The sequence below is a fragment of the Litorilinea aerophila genome (assembly GCF_006569185.2).
Lineage (GTDB): Bacteria > Chloroflexota > Anaerolineae > Caldilineales > Caldilineaceae > Litorilinea > Litorilinea aerophila.
The window spans coordinates 1-17,817 of sequence record NZ_VIGC02000030.1; the positions used below are offsets into that span (position 1 = coordinate 1).

The window sequence follows — 17,817 nt, forward strand, 5'->3', positions numbered from 1 at the left end:
TGATCCGGCTGCTGGCCATCGGCCTGCGCGTGCTGACGCTGCTGGAATTCGTCGTCCGCCGCAACCTGGCTGCGACAGGAGCGGCACTGGCCGGGTTGTATGCCGGCAATCCCACACGAGCCACAGCCCGGCCGACGGCGGAGCGTCTCCTGGAGGCCTTCCAGGAGATCACCCTGACGGTGATTCAGGAGCCTCACCGAACCCATCGTCATCTGACCCCTCTGTCTGAGGTGCAACAGCGCATCCTCGCCTTGTTGGACTTCTCTACCGAGATCTACGCCAGGCTCTGCGCCGATTCCGCCAAACCATCCTAAAAATGAGCGAACCATAGGTGATCACTACACAAAATCGCAAAATTGGGTGTTGACAGGCGAATTTCTCTGTGTTATTATCTTGGCTAATACGAATTACTAATACGAATTAGTCGCCTTTCTCCCCAGAGAATCGACCATGGCTTCTCGCAAGAGATCCCGCAATAAACCACCTTCTATGAAAGATGTGGCCAGGGCTGCTGGCGTCTCCCAGACCACCGTCTCCTTTGTGGTCAATCAGGTGGCTGATGCTGGCATCCCCGCGGAGACGCAAGAGCGGGTCTGGGAAGCAATTCGGGAGCTGGGCTATCGCCCCAACGCCATTGCCCGTGGGCTACGCAACCGGCGCACCCACACCATCGGGTTTATCTCCGATGAGATTGCCACCACGCCTTTTGCCGGCCAGATTATCCAGGGAGCGCAGGACACAGCCTGGCAATTTGAGCGGCTGATTTTGCTCGTTAATACCGGGGCCAACAAGCAGATGGAGCAAGCGGCGGTGGAGATGATGTTGGAGAGGCAGGTGGATGGCATCATTTACGCCACCATGTATCATCGCCAGGTTACACCGCCGGAGGGCTTGCGTGAGGTGCCTGCGGTGCTGTTGGACTGCTATGTAGCCGATGGATCCTTTCCCAGCGTCGTGCCGGATGAAGTGAATGCCGGTCGGGTTGCCACCGAGTATCTGATCGCCAGGGGACATACCCGCATCGCCCACATCAGCAATGTCGATCCAATCCCTGCTACCCATGGGCGCCTGGAGGGATATAAAAGCGCCTTGGCTGATCATGGTATCCCCTTTGATGTGTCGTTGGTTCGTGCCGAAGTCTCAGACGTGCCTGGGGGATATCGAGCGGGCTTGGCACTGTTACAGCGGTCAGATCGTCCCACGGCCATCTTCTGTTTCAACGACCGTATGGCCATGGGGGTCTATCAGGCCGCTGCTGAGCTGGGTATTGCCATTCCCCAAGAATTGGCCCTTGTCGGCTTTGACAACCAGGAGGGCATCGCCGCCCGGCTGCGCCCCCCCCTGACTACCCTGGCATTGCCCCATTACGAGATGGGCCAATGGGCGGTAAACCATCTCCTGGCTTTGATCGAGCAACCTGATACATTTGCAAACCAGCCTCCTATACAACATACCATTACCTGCCCCCTGATTGAACGGGCGTCGGTCTAGAGAGTTTTCTGCTGTTCATAGAGAAGCCATAAAGAAGGCAGAAAAGGAGGTGAGAAAATCGATTTGTTACAAAAATTTTTCGCTGCTAACTAATACGTATTAGTTGTGTGTTACCCTACAATCTTTCCAACCAATGGAGGAACAATCTATGCAATTCCGTCGGATTCCCCAGTGGATCATCGTCTGCTTGCTGATCGGCGCCGCGCTGATTGCAGGCTGCTCCACACCCAACCAATCGGCTCAACCCGCTGCCGAGTCAGCGGCAGAGCCTGCGACCGAAACCACTGCCCCCCAGGCTGCGCCCCAAGAATCCTCTGCCGAGACAACGGGAAAGGTCCAGTTGGGACTATGGACCCATTCCGCCGGCAATCCGGATGAACTGGCTGTGATTCAGGAGTGGGTGAATCGTTACAACGCCTCTCAGGATCAGTACGAAATCACCATCGAAGCCTTTCCCCAGGCCTCCTACAACGACTCGGTGGCCGCGGCCGCCGTGGCGGGCAGCCTGCCCTGCATTATCGACCTGGACGCGCCCACCGTGCCCAATTTTGCCTGGTCTGGCTACATTCAGCCCCTTCCCCTCACCGAAGCTGACGTGGCGGAGATGGGTGTCCTGAGTGCGGATGTGGGGCGCTACAACGGTCAGATCTACTCGCTCGGCCAGTTCGATGTCGCGCTCAACATTTTTGCCCGCAAATCTGTCCTGGAGCAATATGGCATCCGCGTGCCGACCCTGGATGAGCCGTGGACCAAAGATGAATTCATGGCGGCCCTCGACGCGCTCAAAGCGTCGGGTGAATTCGAATATCCCCTGGACGTCAACGCCGGGTACACGGGTGAGTGGTGGGCGTATGCCTACAGCCCCTGGCTGCAGAGCTTCGGCGGTGACCTGATCGACCGCTCCACCTATCTGACTGCTGAGGGCGTCCTCAACGGTCCCGAGGCCGTGGCCTTCGGCGAATGGTTCCAGAGCCTCTTCAGCGAAGGTTACGCGCCGGCCACCCCCGCCGATGATCAGGGCTTCCTCCAGGGGCGCATCGCCCTGTGGTACACGGGTAGCTGGGCTGCCCAAACCGTGGTGGACGCCTACGGCGACGACGCCCTCTTCCTGCCCCCGCCCGACTTCGGCCACGGCCCCAAGATCGGCGCCGGCTCCTGGCAGATGGGCGTGACTACCAACTGTTCGCCCGAGGCGACCCCTGGCGCCGTGGAGTTCGTCATCTCCACCATGTCGCCGGAAAATATCGCCCTAATGTCTGAAGCCTCCAGCCTGATCCCCACCACTCGCGCTGCTGCGGCGCTGACCGAGGATTACAAGCCGGGTGGGCGCTTCGAGATTTTCTATGACATGGCCGAACGGTTTGCCGTGGTGCGGCCTGAGACCCCGGGCTACCTGACCATCTCCAACCAGTTCGAGCAGGCTCTGCTGAAGATTCGGGATGGCGGTAATGTGCAGGACGCCCTGGACGATGCCGTGGACGCCATTAACCAGGATATCGAGGACAACGGCGGCTACGGATTCAAGTAATCTCCCCAGCAAATCTCGGCGGAATCCACCGGTACACCCTGCAAGTGAGAAATCAATCGGATTTCAGCAGCGGTATTTCCGCTGAATTGTACTGGTGTTCCTCTGTGGTGGACGGATAGGTGGGGCGGGAGCCTTCTCGCCCCACCCCCAGAGGGACAGCAGTGAATGAGATTCCCCAAGGAGATTGAGAGGGGACAAAATGACGACAACAGCGGCTGAACTACGAGAGAAGCCAGCGAAGGGGAAGTCAAATTCTGATCTGATTCCGGGCCTGGCGATGGGCGGGGCGGCCTTTCTGCTCATTACCCTGTTCGTGATCGGGCCGTTCTTTGCCGGCATCTGGTACAGCTTCACCAATCAACGGCTTATTTCGCCCAATCCCACCGAGTTTGTGGGGCTGCGCAACTACACCCGCCTTCTGAAATTGAGCGTCCTGCCCTTGGAACCCCTGGTTGATGAAGCCAGCGGGGAATTCTTGCGCGATGAAGAGGGTAACCTGGTCTATCCCCGCTCCCGAGAATTCACCCGAGATGCGGAGAACTATCCTCAGTACGCGGGGCTGCGGGAATGGTTCAACATCGATTGGGGAACCACGCGCTACGTGATTCTAGCCGGGGACCCCATTTTCATGCGTTCCCTGGTGAATAACTTCTTCTTCGCCCTGGTGGTCATCCCCCTGCAGACGGGCATCGGCTTGCTGCTGGCGGTGATGGTCAATCAGGGCATACCAGGCCAGAACTTCTTCCGCACCATGTTCTTCGCCCCGGTGGTGACCTCCATGGTGGTGGTGGCTACTGTATGGCGCTATCTCTACGATGTCAACAACGGACTGATCAACGAAATGCTGGGGAGCCTGACTTTCGGCGCCATCGGCTCAATTAACTGGCTGGGCGATCCACGTGTAGCCATGTGGGCAATCATCATCATGTCCGTATGGCAGGGGGCGGGCTTCCAGATGATGCTCTTCGTGGCCGGTCTACAGCAGATCCCTGAGGATCTCTACGAGGCAGCCGGGATCGATGGGGCCAACGGCTGGCAAAAATTTTGGAATGTCACCCTTCCTGGGCTCCGTAACGTCATGGTCTTCAACTTCATCATCATTACCATTGCGGCCTTCCAGTTGTTCGATCAAGTGTTAGTGATGACCAATGGTGGCCCGGACAACGCGACCAGCACGGTGATTTTTCACATGTTCCGGGTTGGCTTCCGTGAGCAGGATATTGCCTATGCCTCGACCATCGCGGTGGTCTTTTTTTTGATCATCCTGTTCATTAACTTCATTCAGCGTCGAGTGACTATGGAAGGGGGGAGTTGATCATGACGGCTACGCGTCGTAAATCAACGTCGCTGTTTTCCAAACGTACACAGCAGGCGCTCGCCTTGGGGCTGCGCTACATTCCTTTGCTGATCCTCCTGTTCTATTTTACCTTTCCGCTCCTCTTCATGTTTGCCTCGGCGTTCAAGTCGAGCAACCAGGCGATTTTTGCCGATCTGCGCTCCTGGCGAGCTTTCGTTCCAGTTGGGGACGTTTCCCTGGACAACTTCATCTTTGTGTTTGAGAACAGCAACTTTCTCCGATACATTCTAAATTCGACCGGGCTGGCGTTTATAACCATCTTGCTGTCGCTGACGGTCAATAGCCTGGCCGCCTATGCTCTCTCTCGGCTGAAGTGGCCTGGCCAGAGACGGATTCTGGCCATCATCATTGCCACGCTGATCGTCCCTGGACAGGTGACCGTGATGCCCTTGTTGCTCCTGGTAGCCAACCTGCCCTCCATCTCCTTCGCAGACGGCATTCATATCACCAAGGGCTGGCTGGACACTTATCATGTACAATTCGTGCCCTTTGTGGCCAGCGCCTTTTCTATCTTTCTGTTCTACCAATTCTTCCAGGAGATTCCTAAGGAATTGGACGAGGCCGCCATGGTGGATGGAGCCAATCGCTTCCAGATCTTCTACAAGATTCTTGTGCCGATCTCTGGGCCCGTCTTCGCTACAGTTTCCATTCTGACCTTCATTGGCAGTTGGAACTCCTTCCTGTGGCCCATTATGACCGTCCAGAGCGATGAGTTGCGACCGGTTATGGTTGGCCTCCAGTTCTTCTTCCAGCGAAACGTGCAGTGGGGACAGGTGATGGCCTATTCCACCATGATCACCATTCCGGTGTTGGCCTTTTTCTTCGCCTTCCAGAGCGCATTCGTCAAGAGCATTGCTTCCACGGGCATTAAGGGGTAAACGCATGGGCATTGTCAGTTGGATTTTACTAGGCATCGTCGCAGGCGTCGTCATTGTGCGCTTCACGGGACAACGCAACGGAACCGGCTATCTGATGTTTTTTGTGGTTGGCATCATTGGCGCAGTGGCCGGTGGCTTTGCCGCCAACTTGGTCATGCGTTTTCCACCTGTGGACTTTACATGGGCCAGTTTCTTTGTAGCCATCTTAGGCGCCGGTATCTTCCTCTTTCTCACCTCCGTCGGCCAACAACGATGATTGAGGCGATCTTGGATATGACGAATCGTGCGCACGCAAGAGACTTTGTTCGGCGAGACCCCCACCGACCCGGCTACCACTTTCTGCCGCCGGCCAACTGGATGAATGATCCGAATGGCTTCATCCAGTGGCGGGGCGAGTACCATCTTTTCTACCAGTACAACCCCGCAGGCCCCTGGCATGGGCATATTCACTGGGGCCACGCGGTCAGCAAAGATCTAGTCCACTGGCAACATCTGCCCATCGCACTGGCCCCAACCCCTGGCGGCCCCGATGAGGAAGGGTGTTGGTCCGGCTGTGCGGTGGATGACAATGGCACGCCCACCCTTGTCTATACAGGCGTCCATACAGGCGTCCATCCCCAGGTGGTCTGTCTGGCTACCGGCGATTCGGACATGAGGACCTGGCGCAAGGACCCGGCCAACCCGGTGATCGCCGAGCCGCCGGCTCACATCCGCCACCGAACTGGCGGCCACTTCCGGGATCCCTTCGTCTGGCGAGAAAACGGGCGCTGGGAAATGCTGATCGCCGCCAAGATCGAAAACAAGGGCAGCGTGATCTTGCACTATCGCTCTGACGACTTGCGGCAGTGGGAGTACATGGGAACCTTTCTGGAGGGAGACGTTCGCCAGATCTACCCCTTCTGGACCGGGACCATGTGGGAGTGCCCGAATCTCGTCGATTTCGGCGAGCAGCGGAGCCTCATCTTTTCTGTTCAGGCCAACCCGAGGGACCACTTGTACGTGGTTCATTACACAGGACCGTATCGAGATGGCCGCCTGCATGCACGGCAACAGGGCATTCTGGTCTACGGCGGCTATTTCTACGCCGCGCACGTGGCCCGGGTGGCAGATGGACGTCACATCCTCTGGGCCTGGCTGAAGGAAGGCCGCAGTGAAGCCGCGTGCCAACAGGCCGGCTGGGCCGGGATTCTTTCCCTGCCTTTGGAACTCACTTTGGGTGAGGACGGCGAACCACGCTTGACCCCGGCCCGGGAGTTGACCAAGCTGCGCCGGGTGCACCGTCGGTTTGCCGGTCATCTTCCAGAGGACGCGATCCGCTGGGACACTGCAGGCGGCAGCTTGGAGATTGTCGCTAGGTTTGCACCACCGACTGGTGAGGTGGGCGTCGTGGTGTTGGCCGCACCGGACGGCAGCGAGGAGACCCGGATCGTCTACCGGCCTGAACTGGCTCAGCTCTACCTGGAGACGAATGACTCCTCGCTGGCTGAAGACGTGGACAAGAATGTGCAGGTCGCCCCTTTGGCCCTTGCTTCGGGCGAGGAATTGGAACTCCGCATCTTCGTGGACCAGTCGGTGGTGGAAATCTTTACGAATCGCGCCTGTCTGATGGGCCGAGTTTACCCCACCCGCTCTGACAGCGTCGGAATCCGGCTGATTGCCGGCCCCGGAGCCACCGGGCCGGTCACCCTGGACGTATGGCATCTGGTCCCCAACACCCTCTTTGTTGTCTAGCTAATACGTATTACTTGTTTGTTACTGATTTTTTTCACAGGGAGAAATGCATATGCAAGACAGAAAGCTTCGATGGATTCGCGCCTTGCGCTTCAGTGTCTTGCTCCTCTTGCTGCTGATGCTTTCCGTTGTCTCTGGCTTTGCTGCGGGAAGTGGAGACCAGGCAGAGACTGCAGCCGCGCCCCGCGAGATTGTGAACCCCAGCTTCGAGACCGGTGACTTGACCGGCTGGACAATTGTCAGTGGGACGGCGTTTTCTAACACCCACATCTCCAACGCATCGGATTGGGGCTGGGGATGCTGTTTCAATCCAGACGGGACCTATTTCTACTGGGGCGCGCAGAACACGGGAGATGCACCCACGGGAGAAATGCACTCCTCCGTATTCACCCTGGAGGGTTCAGGCCGCATCACCTTCTTGATCGGCGGCGGGAACGACATCAACAACCTGTATGTGGCGTTGATGCGCGCCTCCGATGACAAGGAACTGATGCGAGCCACCAATGTCAACTTTGCCGACAGCGAGGCATTCAATCTGGTGGAGTGGAATGCCTCTGCCTATTTGGGCGAGGAACTCTATTTCAAGGTGGTGGACAATGCCAGCGGCGGCTGGGGCCACATCAACGTGGACGGCTTTCGCACCTATATCCCCAATGACATCGAGAATCCCAGCTTCGAGACCGGTGATCTGACCGGGTGGACCGTCATCACTGGGACCGCATTCAGCGACGCTCGGGTGACCAATGCCACGGACTGGGGCTGGGGATGCTGCTTCAATCCTGACGGGACGTACCATTTCTGGGGCGCCAAGGACGGAGGCGACGCGCCCACAGGCGAGATGCGATCGTCCACTTTCCGTCTGGATGGTACAGGCGCGATCAGTTTCCTGATCGGCGGCGGAAATGACATTAACAATCTCTATGTCGCTCTTGTGCGCGCTTCGGACGGAACCGAACTCATGAAGGCGACCAACACGGCCTTTGCCGACAGCGAAGCGTACAGCAAGGTGACCTGGGACGCTTCAGCTCACCTGGGCGAAGAGGTGTACATCAAGGTCGTCGACAACGCGACCGGCGGCTGGGGTCACATCAACGTGGACGGCTTCGACGTCTACGAGCCAGTGGTCAGCAACGAAATCGAGAATCCCAGCTTCGAGACCGGTGATCTGACCGGGTGGACTGTCATCACCGGGACCGCATTCAGCGACGCTCGGGTGACCAATGCCACGGACTGGGGCTGGGGATGCTGCTTCAATCCTGACGGGACGTACCATTTCTGGGGCGCCAAGGACGGAGGCGACGCGCCCACAGGCGAGATGCGTTCTTCCACCTTCACCCTGGCCGGCACGGGAGAAGTGAGCTTCCTGATCGGCGGCGGGAATGATATCGACAATTTGTACGTCGCCCTGGTTCGGGAATCGGACGGCGCCGAACTGATGAAGGCAACCAACACGGCCTTTGCCGACAGCGAAGCGTACACCCGAGTCACGTGGGACGCGTCCGCCTACTTGGGCAAGAATCTCTATTTCAAGGTGGTGGACAAGGCGACCGGGGGCTGGGGTCACATCAACGTGGATGGGTTTCGCACGGTGAGTGTGTTAGACATTCCCATGACGCCAATGTACTGGCCCTTTGATGAGGGGGCAGGCAGTCGTACAACCGAAGTGATCTCCAACGTGACGGATACGATCCATTATGTGTTCAACGATGCCAAATTCAAGCCTGACAGCGATCCCCTGTGGAAGGACGGCATAAAAGGTAAGGCCCTGCTGTTCGATGGGTACTCTACCTGGATTGAGCGGCCCGCCTCGGCCATTTTCACGCCGAGCAGCAAACTCATGATCCAGGCCTGGGTCGCGCCCCGTTCCTATGAGTGGGGCGACTTGAGCCAGCCGTCTGCCATCGTGAGTCAGTACAACAAGAAAGCTAATGAAGGCTATGTCTTAGGCATGTACCGGCACGGAACCCTTGGTTTCGATGTAGGCGTTGGCGGGAACTGGTACTCGGTGCGGGCCGAGGGGAAGGACGCACTTCCTCTTGACCAGTGGTCCTTTGTGGTCGGTGTGTTTGACGGCGCCGCCGGGAAGTTGCAGCTCTATCGCAACGGCGAACTGGTGGCCGAAACCAATACGCCGAAAGGGTTGCCCATTACACCTCACGACGGGACGTTCGCTATCGGTCGGGCGACCTACCCTGCCATCATCAATGGCGTCTTTACGGCTAACATGTTCAACGGCCTGATCGATGAGTTGCGCATCACAAAGGAGATTTCAGACACAGCAGGCGTCCGGCAGATTTATTCGGACACCTTAGCGGCCCTGGGCGGTTCGCTGCCTTTGCCTGACACCGCAGCGCAGCGCAGCCGGTTCGATGGCGACCGCTACCGGCCGCAGTATCACTTCATGCCGCCCGAACACTGGATGAATGAACCCCACGCGCCCATCTTCTGGAACGGCATGTACCACATCTTCTACCAGAAGAATCCACAGGGACCCTACTGGCACCAGATCCATTGGGGACACGCCATAAGCACGGACATGGTCCACTGGACCGAATTGCCGCCGGCCCTGCGGCCGACAGCCGGTTCCGTCGCTCCGGACGGGGTTTGGTCCGGCAGCGCGACGACCGACGCCAATGGCAATCCGGTGCTCTTCTTCACCGCCGGCGACGATAGCAAGTCGCCGAACCAGAGTACTGGGCTGGCGACGCCGTTGGCCGCCACCAATCCCTTGACGAGCTGGGTCATGTACGACCAGCCCGTAACGGTGCAGACGCCCGGCCTACCAACGCCTACCGGCGAAGTTTGGTTCGGCCAGTTCCGGGATCCCTTCGTCTGGAAGGAAGTGGGCCAGGATGGGAAACCCATCTGGTACCAACTGGTTGGCTCGGGTATTCGTGAGCAAGGAGGTGGGGCGCCCATCGGTGGAACAGCCCTGCTCTACACTTCCACAGACCTCTACAACTGGACCTACCGGGGACCTCTGTTCATCGGCGATGTGAAAAGTTACCCGGCTACGGGGCATGTGTGGGAGCTACCTGTTCTCCTTCCCCTGGGCAAGGACAGCCAGGGCATAGAAAAACACATCTTCCTCATCAACCCCTGGTTTGATGGCTACAGTCCCTACAATGTCAAGTATGTCTGGTACTGGGTTGGCCGTTGGGATGCAACCGCCTACAAGTTCATCCCGGACAGCCCTGAACCCAAACTGCTGGATTATGGCGAGCACTTCACGGGGCCTAGCGGACATGTGGACGGTCAAGGCCGCACGATCCTGTGGACCATCGCCCAGGATAGACGCACAGAACAAGACCACTATGCTGCCGGTTGGGCCCATAACGCCGGCTTGCCAGTGGTGCTCTCACTCCTGCCCGACGACACGGTGGGGATTCGTCCCATCGACGAGCTACACAGCCTCCGGCAGAGTCAAGTGGTTTCGCTGACGAACACCTCCCTCGCGGACACCAATGCTGCGCTTCTGGCCGCGCACGGACAGCTCACAGACACGCAGGAGATCCTGCTGACCTTGCAGCCCGGAAACGCAACACGCTTCGGCGTGGACGTGCGGCGAAGTCAGGATGGACGCGAGTTCACACGCTTTGGCTTCGAAGCGAGCAGCACGGACCGAACTGTGACAGGAACCTTCAGCGTGGATCGCACCTGGTCCAGCTTAGATCCCGACCCGCGGAAGGGCATTCACAGTGGACCCTTGACGCTGAATGACGACGGGTCGTTTACGCTGCACGTCTACGTCGATCGATCCATGGTGGAAGCCTACGCCAATGGGCGTAAGAGCATCACGACGCGGATCTATCCCACCCTTGCGGATGCAGTGGGCGTCCATATCTGGGCCAATGGAACGGTCACGGTGACGAACCTGAGCGTTTGGAATCTGGGCTCGGCCTACGGCTCTCTTGTCCCATCCGTCTATCCACCGGCCAAGAAAGCCCAAGTCGTTGGCGAGTTTCCCAATGGCGACTTCCAGACCTGTGATCTCACAGGATGGACTATCGTCTCTGGGAACCCCTACACCAACACGAATGTGACGACCCGCAATGACTGGGGTTGGGGAGGAGATTTCCGCCAGGCCCATGCCTGGGGCAGCCAAGATCGTTGCCATCTGTGGGGGTTTAACGATCAGAACGGTGGAGATGGTGCAACCGGGGTGATGCGTTCCCAGACCTTCACCCTTGCCGGGGACGGCCAGATCGACTTCCTGATCGCTGGCGGCTACGACCCGGACAATCTCTATGTGGCCCTGGTGCGGGCGTCGGATCAGAAGATCCTCTTCAAGGAGACAGGCAAGTTCTACGACTCGTACTTCCGGGCCCAATACGAGCGTAGACACTGGGACGCCTCGGCCTACGTGGGTCAAGAACTCTATCTCGAAGTCGTCGACAACGCGACCGATGGCTGGGGCCACATCAGTTTGGATGATATCAACATACCCTTACCACCTCACCAGTCCTGGCTGCCGTTGGTCGGGCGCTAATCTAGTCAATCCCGGCGGATATCTGGCAATCGTTAAGACCTGAGCAGGACGACCCAGGTATCCGTCGGGTCATCCACTACGCGGACCGCAAGTCCCTGACCGAGATCGCTCGCGAGAGCCGGGAACTCATCGAGAAGGTCCACGCCGGCCGGCTGGCCCCGGGGGAGACCGCCGGCGGCACCATCACCGTCTCCAATGTGGGCGGCCTAGCCCTGGGCCCTTTGTTCATCTTCATCTTCATCTTCATCTTCTTCCTGCTGGCCGTGGGCGCGGATCCGGTCGAAACCTATCGGACCATGCTCCTCAGCTCCCTGGGCGACTGGTATGGGCTCAGCGAGGTGTTGCTCCGGGCCACACCCTTCGTGCTGACCGGGCTGGCCACCGTGCTCCCGGCCCAGGCACGGCTGGTGAATGTGGGTGCAGAGGGGGCCAGATGGCCATGGGCGCGCTGGCCACCGCCGCGTTGGGCGCACTGTTGGGGGGACAGGCTACCGATGCCCCTTGCCCTGGTGGCGTTGTTGGCGGCCGGGACGTTGGGCGCTCCTATGTGGGACAGCAGATCCGCGGCCTGAACCCGGTGCCCATTCCAGGGCTGGCCGACCTGCCGTGGTTGGGTGAAATTTTGTTTCGGCACGACCTGCTGACCTACGGTGCGGTGCCGTCGGCTTTTCTGACCTGGCACTTGGAACCAAATCCTATTCATTCATCACTGAGAGGAGTAAACCCATGTCGAGCAGGAGAACATGCTTGTCCACCCTGTGGGCGTTGACAGCCCTGGTCCTGTTGAGCCTGGTGCTGGGCGCGTGCGCGGCCCCTGGCCCCACCTCCCCGGGGGCTGCGGCTGCCAACCCCGGCGACCAGGAGGCCAGCAGCACTCCTGGCGTCGGCGGCAGCGCCATCGGCTTCATCTTCGTCGGCCCCAGGGACGACTATGGCTACAACCAGGCGGCCTACCTGGGCAGCGAGGTGGTCGCCCAGGCCTTTCCAGAGCTGGAAATCCTGCGGGCGGAGAACGTCCCAGAGAATCAAGAGGCAGAGCGGGTCATGGAGAACATGATCCGCAACGGTGCCCGCATCATGTTTCCTACCTCCTACGGCCACCTGGACCCAGCCCTGGAGGTAGCCAAACGACATCCGGAGGTGATTTTCGAGCACCAGGGCGGCCTCAAAACGGCCGAGAACCTGGGCACTTACTTTGGCACCATCTGGGAGGTGGTCTACCTTTCGGGCGTGGCGGCCGGTCGCATGACCCAGAGCGGGAAACTGGGCTACATCGTCTCCTTCCCCATCCCCCAGGTCCTGCTGAACATCAACGCCTTCACCCTGGGCGCCCAGTCGGTCAACCCGGACATCCAGACCATCGTGGTCTTCACGGCTAGCTGGTGTGACCCGGGCCAGCAGGCCGAAGCGACCAATTCCCTCATCGCCCAGGAGGTGGACGTGTTAACCCAGCACTAGGACTGCACCAAGACCATCATCGAAACCGCGGAGCGCAACCAGGTGATGTCTGTGGGTTACCATGCGGATCGCCCCCCTGGCCTTGGCGCCAGGAGAGGAGTTGGAGCTTCGCATCTTCATGGATCGTTCGGTGGTGGAGGTCTTCGCCAACCGTGTCTGCCTGATGGGGCGGGTCTATCCCACCCGTCCCGACAGCGTCGGGATTCGGCTGATTGCCGGCCCCGACGCAACGGGTGCGGTCACCCTGAATGTGTGGCAGATGGAGCAAATATGGGCCCCACATAGGCACGGTTGAACCCTGTCACGCCCTGTGGGGATAAGGTCCCCGTGCCTGCCCGTCGGGATAGCCAGCCAAGCCGTGGATTTGTGGGCACGGAGACCTGTCCCTACCGCTGGAGGGAAGGCAGCCACCTCGCCAGGGGTTCAGGCGGGGTGATGGTGGTGATGGTGGTGTTCGAGGGGGCCGGTGAAGGCCAGGCGGCCATCGGCCATGCGGGGGCGGCGCAGGGGCTGATGGCGCAACCCTTCCACCCACTGGACCACCTGATCCAGCCCCTGCCCGGCTTTCAGGTTGGTGAAGAGGAACGGACGTTCCCCCCGCATGATGCGGCTGTCCCGGTCCATGACTTCCAGGGAGGCGCCCACCAGGGGGGCCAGGTCGATCTTGTTGATCAGCAACAGGTCGGAGCGGGTGATGCCCGGCCCGCCCTTGCGGGGGATCTTGTCGCCGCCGGAGACGTCGATCACGTAGATCCAGACGTCTACCAGCTCCGGGCTGAAGGAAGCGGCCAGGTTGTCGCCGCCGCTCTCCACCAGGATGAAGTCCAGGGGGCCGAGGCTTTCCTCCAGGGCCACAATGGCTTCCAGGTTCATGGAGACGTCGTCCCGGATGGCCGAATGGGGACAGCCGCCCGTCTCCACGCCCCGGATCCGTTCCTCGGCCAGGACGCCCCGGCGCAGGAGAAAGAGGGCATCTTCCTTCGTGTAGATGTCGTTAGTCACCACGGCCAGGTTGTAGCGGTCCTTCAGGGCCCGGCACAGGCACTCCACCAGGGCGGTCTTGCCGCTGCCCACCGGCCCGGCGATGCCGATGCGGATGGCCCGTTGTTGAATGGGGTCGGTCATTTTTCCTCGCTTCTGTCGGTTCATTGCTGCTATTGTGCAAGTTGCTGCATGGATGGGGCGGAATGGAATCGGCTGGGGGGCTTCACACCGCCAGATACTCCCGGGCCGCTGCCCGGTCGAAGTTTCCGGCGTCCCCCTCCAGCACGATGGCCCCGGTCTCCATGACGTAGAAATAGCTCCCCACGTTGAGGGCAAAGTCCAGGAACTGCTCCACCAGCAGGATGGACATTTCGCCCCGTTCCCGGAGGGCCAGGATCAGCTCTTCGATCTCCAGCATGATGGAAGGCTGGATGCCTTCGGTGGGTTCGTCCAGCAAGAGTAACTTGGGCCGGCGGATCAGCACCCGGGCGAAGGCGAGCTGTTGTTGCTGGCCTCCGCTCAGGGTGCCGGCCACCCGGTGGCGCATCTCCTTCAGCACGGGGAAGAGGGAGTAGACTTCCTCCAGGGCCGCCTCTCGTTCCTCCCGGCCCATGTTTTCGGCGGCCTCGAAACCCATGAGCAAATTTTCATAGACGGTCAGGTAGGGGAAGATGCCCCGCCCCTGGGGCACATAGCCGAAGCCAGCCCGGGCTCGCTGGCTGGTCCGCCAGTGGGTCACCCGCTCGCCTTCGAAATGGATATCACCGCTGCGCAACTTCAGCAATCCCATGATGCTTTTCATCAAGGTGGTCTTGCCCACACCGTTGCGGCCCATCAGGCAGACCACCTGGCCCGACGGCACCTGCAGGTGGATATCCCGCAGGATGGGGCTCTCCCCGTAGTTGACCGAGACTTGATGCAGCTCCAACATGATTTCCTGGTGCTCCTCCTATCTTCTTCCCCCCAAACTCACGCCGCGATCTCGGCCTGATAGCTGCGGCCGATGTACACCTCGATCACCCGGGGATCGGCCTGGACCTGGGCCACCGGCCCCTCGGTGAGTAGCCGCCCCAGGTGCAGGACGGTGACCCGGCTGGCGAAGTTGCGCACAAACTCCATGTCGTGCTCCACCACCAGCACCGAACAGCGGCTGGCAATGGCCTGGAGCAGTTCGCCAGTACGGTTCCGCTCGGCCCGGGTCATCCCCGCCACCGGCTCGTCCAGCAGAAGCAGCTTGGGCTCCTGCACCAGCAACATGGCCATCTCCAGCCACTGCTTTTCCCCATGGGCCAGCACCCCGGCCCGGACAGCCGCCCGGGGACGCAGGGCCACCAGCTCCAGCACCTCCTCGATCCGCTCCTGCCGCTCGGGATCCAGGCGCCCCATCAGGCCCACCACCCCCTCCCGAAAGCCGGCCGCCGCCTCCAGGTTCTCGTAGACCGTCAGGCTGGGGAAGATGGTGGGCGTCTGAAACTTGCGCGCGATGCCCTGCCGCACCAGCTCGTGCTCTGGCGTCCGGGTCACGTTGACCCGGCCATCGAAGAGGACCGTGCCCCGCTGGGGCCGGGTCTTGCCGGTCAGCACGTCCAGCAGGGTGGTCTTCCCCGCGCCGTTGGGCCCGATGACGAAGCGCAATTCGCCGTACGCCATGCGAAAGTTCAGGCCGTCCAGGGCCTTGAAGCCGTCGAAGCTAACTGTCACCTCTTCCAGTTCCAGGATGGCTTTGGCGTTGGTCGTCTGGGGCATCTCACGATCTCCCTTCGGCGTGGGTGGCGGTTACCTGGATCAGGGGCTCGTTGCCCGCCTCGCCGCCGGCCGGCGACGGGCGCCGGGAGAGGAGCCCCTTCACCCGCTGGGGCAAGGCCGCCAGGCTGCCCACAATCCCCTGGGGGAAGAGGAGGACGCTGCCGATGAAGAGCGCGCCCAGGAAGATCTGCCAGATGTCCGGGTAGGATTCGCTGAAGTAGCTGCGTCCATAGCTCACCAGCAGCGCACCCACCACGGCCCCCAGCAGGGTTCCCCGGCCGCCCACCGCCACCCAGACCACCATCTCGATGGAAGGCACCACACCCATGCTGGAGGGCGAGATGATCCCCACCTGGGGCACGAAGAGGATGCCGGCCAGGGCCGCGATCATGGCCGAGAGGACGAAGACCACCACCTTCAGCCGCACCGGGTCGTAGCCCAGAAACCGGACCCGCTCCTCGTTGTCCCGCAGGGCCACCAGCAGCCGGCCAAAGCGGGCCCCCGTCAGCCAGCGGCAGAGGAGGTAGACGCCGGCCAGGGCCACCACGGTGGCCAGGTAGAAGCCCCGCTGTACCGGCGGGCTCTGCAGGGAGTGGCCGAAGATCTGGGCGCTGCCCAGGTTGGTGATGCCGTTGGTACCGCCGGTGTAGGCCTGCTGGCCCACAAACCAGATGCTGGTCAACAGGGTAAGGGCCTGGGTGATGATGGAAAAATAGACGCCCTTCACCCGGCTGCGGAAGACAAAATAGCCCAGGATGCCGGCCAGGAGCCCGGGGACGAGCAGGGCCGCAGCCAGGGCGAAGACCGGCGACTGGAAGGGCACCCAGAACCAGGGCAGCTCCTTCAGGCCGCTCCAGAACATGAAGTCTGGCAGCTTCCCGCCCGAGGCCTGCAGCTTCAGGTACATGGCAAAGCCATAGGCCCCCAGCCCGAAGAAGAGGCCCTGCCCCAGGCTCAACATGCCGCCATAGCCCCAGATCAGGTCCAGGCCCAGGGCGATGATGGCGAAGGTCAGAAATTTGCCCAGCTGAATTAAGCGGAAGTCCGACAGGAACAGCGGGGCCGCCAACAGGACCAGCATCAGGACCGTGAAGCTACCCCACTGGCCGATCAACCGTGCCAGTTTCTTCTTGTCCATGTGCCAATGCTCCTTTGCATGTGTTAACGGGTCTGCAGCGCGGCCAGGCCCGAAGGCTTCCACTGTAAAAAGACGATGACGGCCAGCAGCACCAGCACCTTGCCCACTGTGGCCGTGGTGCCCAGCTCCAGCACCGTGTTAGTCACGCCGATGGCCGTGGCCGCCAGGATGGTGCCCGGCAGGCTGCCGACCCCACCCAGGACCACCACCATGAAGGCGTCCACAATGTAGAAGGTCCCCAGGGACGGGCCGATGGGGCCGATGAGGGTGAGCGCACAGCCGGCCACCCCGGCCAGCCCTGTGCCCAGGGCAAAGGTGGTGGCATCCACCCAGCGGGAGCGCACCCCCAGACAGGAGGCCATCTCCCGGTTCTGCATGACGGCCCGCAGTCGCCGGCCCTGGCTGGTGCGGTACAGATAGAGGTACATGGCAACCACGACCAGGAGGACCAGGCCGATGATGAAGATGCGCTTGTACGGGAGGAGGAAGCCGGCCCCGATATCGGCGCCGCCGTTCAGCCAGGCCGGACTGACCACGTTGACATTGGGCGCCCCAAAGATGGAGCGGGCCGCCTGCTGCAGGATCAGGCCGACACCCCAGGTGGCCAGCAAGGTGTCCAGCGGTCGGCCGTAGAGGTGGCGTACCAGGGTGGTTTCCATCAGCCCGCCCAACAGCGCGGCTACCAGGAAGGCCGCAGGAATGGCGGCCAGGAACCAGAGACCCGCCTCCACGCCACCCATGGCCGGCGCCAGCAAAAGCTGAAAGACGTAGGCCACATAGGCGCCTACCATGATAAACTCCCCGTGGGCCATGTTGATGACGTTCATGAGGCCGAAGGCGAAGGCCAGCCCCAATGAAACCAACAACAAAATCGAGCCCAGGCTGATGCCGTTAAAAGCCTGGAGTATCAATGCGTCCATGAATCCATTTCCCCCTTCTTCCTCTGTGGTGCGGCAGAAGTCCGGAGTCTACAGTCCAAAGTCCGGAGTCCGAAGTCAATCTAGACTCCGGACTCTG

The 17,817-nt window shown here is 60.6% G+C and carries 15 protein-coding genes and 2 pseudogenes; 12 read left to right on the plus strand and 5 right to left on the minus strand.

Features of this window, described 5'->3' with window-relative positions:
* From FKZ61_RS18945 to FKZ61_RS18995, 12 genes and pseudogenes are all read left to right on the plus strand, one after another.
* Positions 1 to 314 (plus strand): annotated as a pseudogene (locus FKZ61_RS18945) (IS1634 family transposase); the annotation flags it as partial.
* A 136-nt stretch (positions 315 to 450) separates the two neighbouring features.
* The gene (locus FKZ61_RS18950; protein ID WP_141611716.1) at positions 451 to 1,491 is read left to right on the plus strand and encodes a LacI family DNA-binding transcriptional regulator; all 1,041 of its coding nucleotides are present in this window, start codon (positions 451 to 453) and stop codon (positions 1,489 to 1,491) included.
* A gap of 148 nt (positions 1,492 to 1,639) precedes the next feature.
* Entirely contained in the window at positions 1,640 to 3,019 is a 1,380-nt protein-coding gene (locus tag FKZ61_RS18955; RefSeq protein WP_170200003.1) for an extracellular solute-binding protein, read from the plus strand.
* A 199-nt stretch (positions 3,020 to 3,218) separates the two neighbouring features.
* On the plus strand, positions 3,219 to 4,334 hold the full coding sequence (locus tag FKZ61_RS18960; protein WP_211358639.1) for a carbohydrate ABC transporter permease: 1,116 nt from the start codon (positions 3,219 to 3,221) through the stop codon (positions 4,332 to 4,334).
* A 2-nt stretch (positions 4,335 to 4,336) separates the two neighbouring features.
* Positions 4,337 to 5,254, plus strand: coding sequence for a carbohydrate ABC transporter permease (locus FKZ61_RS18965; protein WP_141611718.1), 918 nt, complete (start codon positions 4,337 to 4,339; stop codon positions 5,252 to 5,254).
* A 4-nt stretch (positions 5,255 to 5,258) separates the two neighbouring features.
* The gene (locus FKZ61_RS18970; RefSeq protein WP_141611719.1) at positions 5,259 to 5,510 is read left to right on the plus strand and encodes a GlsB/YeaQ/YmgE family stress response membrane protein; all 252 of its coding nucleotides are present in this window, start codon (positions 5,259 to 5,261) and stop codon (positions 5,508 to 5,510) included.
* Between the two features lie 17 nt (positions 5,511 to 5,527).
* Positions 5,528 to 6,985 (plus strand): glycoside hydrolase family 32 protein, encoded by a 1,458-nt coding sequence (locus FKZ61_RS18975; protein ID WP_170200005.1) that lies wholly within the window; start codon positions 5,528 to 5,530, stop codon positions 6,983 to 6,985.
* A gap of 52 nt (positions 6,986 to 7,037) precedes the next feature.
* Positions 7,038 to 11,474, plus strand: coding sequence for a GH32 C-terminal domain-containing protein (locus FKZ61_RS18980; protein WP_170200007.1), 4,437 nt, complete (start codon positions 7,038 to 7,040; stop codon positions 11,472 to 11,474).
* A gap of 71 nt (positions 11,475 to 11,545) precedes the next feature.
* Positions 11,546 to 11,671, plus strand: a pseudogene (locus tag FKZ61_RS24520) (2-oxo acid dehydrogenase subunit E2); the annotation flags it as partial.
* 24 nt (positions 11,672 to 11,695) lie between these two features.
* Complete coding sequence (locus FKZ61_RS18985; RefSeq protein ID WP_229964319.1) at positions 11,696 to 12,046, plus strand: hypothetical protein; 351 nt, start codon at positions 11,696 to 11,698, stop codon at positions 12,044 to 12,046.
* Positions 12,047 to 12,221: 175 nt separating this feature from the next.
* Positions 12,222 to 12,932, plus strand: a complete 711-nt coding sequence (locus FKZ61_RS18990; RefSeq protein WP_211358640.1) for a BMP family ABC transporter substrate-binding protein — start codon at positions 12,222 to 12,224, stop codon at positions 12,930 to 12,932.
* Between the two features lie 100 nt (positions 12,933 to 13,032).
* Positions 13,033 to 13,227 carry a GH32 C-terminal domain-containing protein gene (locus FKZ61_RS18995; protein ID WP_211358641.1) on the plus strand — a complete coding sequence of 65 codons (195 nt, stop codon included), beginning with the start codon at positions 13,033 to 13,035 and terminating at the stop codon, positions 13,225 to 13,227.
* A gap of 128 nt (positions 13,228 to 13,355) precedes the next feature.
* Here FKZ61_RS18995 and ureG read toward each other — a convergent pair whose 3' ends face one another.
* The 5 genes from ureG to urtB all read right to left on the minus strand — a co-directional run bounded on the left by ureG (position 13,356) and on the right by urtB (position 17,720).
* Positions 13,356 to 14,057 carry an urease accessory protein UreG gene (ureG, locus tag FKZ61_RS19000; protein ID WP_141611722.1) on the minus strand — a complete coding sequence of 234 codons (702 nt, stop codon included), beginning with the start codon at positions 14,055 to 14,057 and terminating at the stop codon, positions 13,356 to 13,358.
* An 82-nt stretch (positions 14,058 to 14,139) separates the two neighbouring features.
* On the minus strand, positions 14,140 to 14,847 hold the full coding sequence (gene urtE / locus FKZ61_RS19005) for an urea ABC transporter ATP-binding subunit UrtE (protein WP_141611723.1): 708 nt from the start codon (positions 14,845 to 14,847) through the stop codon (positions 14,140 to 14,142).
* A 38-nt stretch (positions 14,848 to 14,885) separates the two neighbouring features.
* Complete coding sequence (gene urtD, locus FKZ61_RS19010) at positions 14,886 to 15,662, minus strand: urea ABC transporter ATP-binding protein UrtD (RefSeq protein ID WP_141611724.1); 777 nt, start codon at positions 15,660 to 15,662, stop codon at positions 14,886 to 14,888.
* Position 15,663: 1 nt separating this feature from the next.
* Positions 15,664 to 16,800 (minus strand): urea ABC transporter permease subunit UrtC, encoded by a 1,137-nt coding sequence (gene urtC / locus FKZ61_RS19015; RefSeq protein ID WP_141611725.1) that lies wholly within the window; start codon positions 16,798 to 16,800, stop codon positions 15,664 to 15,666.
* A gap of 23 nt (positions 16,801 to 16,823) precedes the next feature.
* Entirely contained in the window at positions 16,824 to 17,720 is an 897-nt protein-coding gene (gene urtB / locus FKZ61_RS19020; protein ID WP_141611726.1) for an urea ABC transporter permease subunit UrtB, read from the minus strand.
* Positions 17,721 to 17,817 lie beyond the last annotated feature (97 nt).

Coding starts and splice junctions, on each gene's coding strand:
- FKZ61_RS18950 (WP_141611716.1), top strand. CDS start 451: ATGGCTTCTCGCAAGAGATCCCGCAATAAACCACCTTCTATGAAAGAT.
- FKZ61_RS18955 (WP_170200003.1), top strand. CDS start 1,640: ATGCAATTCCGTCGGATTCCCCAGTGGATCATCGTCTGCTTGCTGATC.
- FKZ61_RS18960 (WP_211358639.1), top strand. CDS start 3,219: ATGACGACAACAGCGGCTGAACTACGAGAGAAGCCAGCGAAGGGGAAG.
- FKZ61_RS18965 (WP_141611718.1), top strand. CDS start 4,337: ATGACGGCTACGCGTCGTAAATCAACGTCGCTGTTTTCCAAACGTACA.
- FKZ61_RS18970 (WP_141611719.1), top strand. CDS start 5,259: ATGGGCATTGTCAGTTGGATTTTACTAGGCATCGTCGCAGGCGTCGTC.
- FKZ61_RS18975 (WP_170200005.1), top strand. CDS start 5,528: ATGACGAATCGTGCGCACGCAAGAGACTTTGTTCGGCGAGACCCCCAC.
- FKZ61_RS18980 (WP_170200007.1), top strand. CDS start 7,038: ATGCAAGACAGAAAGCTTCGATGGATTCGCGCCTTGCGCTTCAGTGTC.
- ureG (WP_141611722.1), bottom strand. CDS start 14,057: ATGACCGACCCCATTCAACAACGGGCCATCCGCATCGGCATCGCCGGG.
- urtE (WP_141611723.1), bottom strand. CDS start 14,847: ATGTTGGAGCTGCATCAAGTCTCGGTCAACTACGGGGAGAGCCCCATC.
- urtD (WP_141611724.1), bottom strand. CDS start 15,662: ATGCCCCAGACGACCAACGCCAAAGCCATCCTGGAACTGGAAGAGGTG.
- urtC (WP_141611725.1), bottom strand. CDS start 16,800: ATGGACAAGAAGAAACTGGCACGGTTGATCGGCCAGTGGGGTAGCTTC.
- urtB (WP_141611726.1), bottom strand. CDS start 17,720: ATGGACGCATTGATACTCCAGGCTTTTAACGGCATCAGCCTGGGCTCG.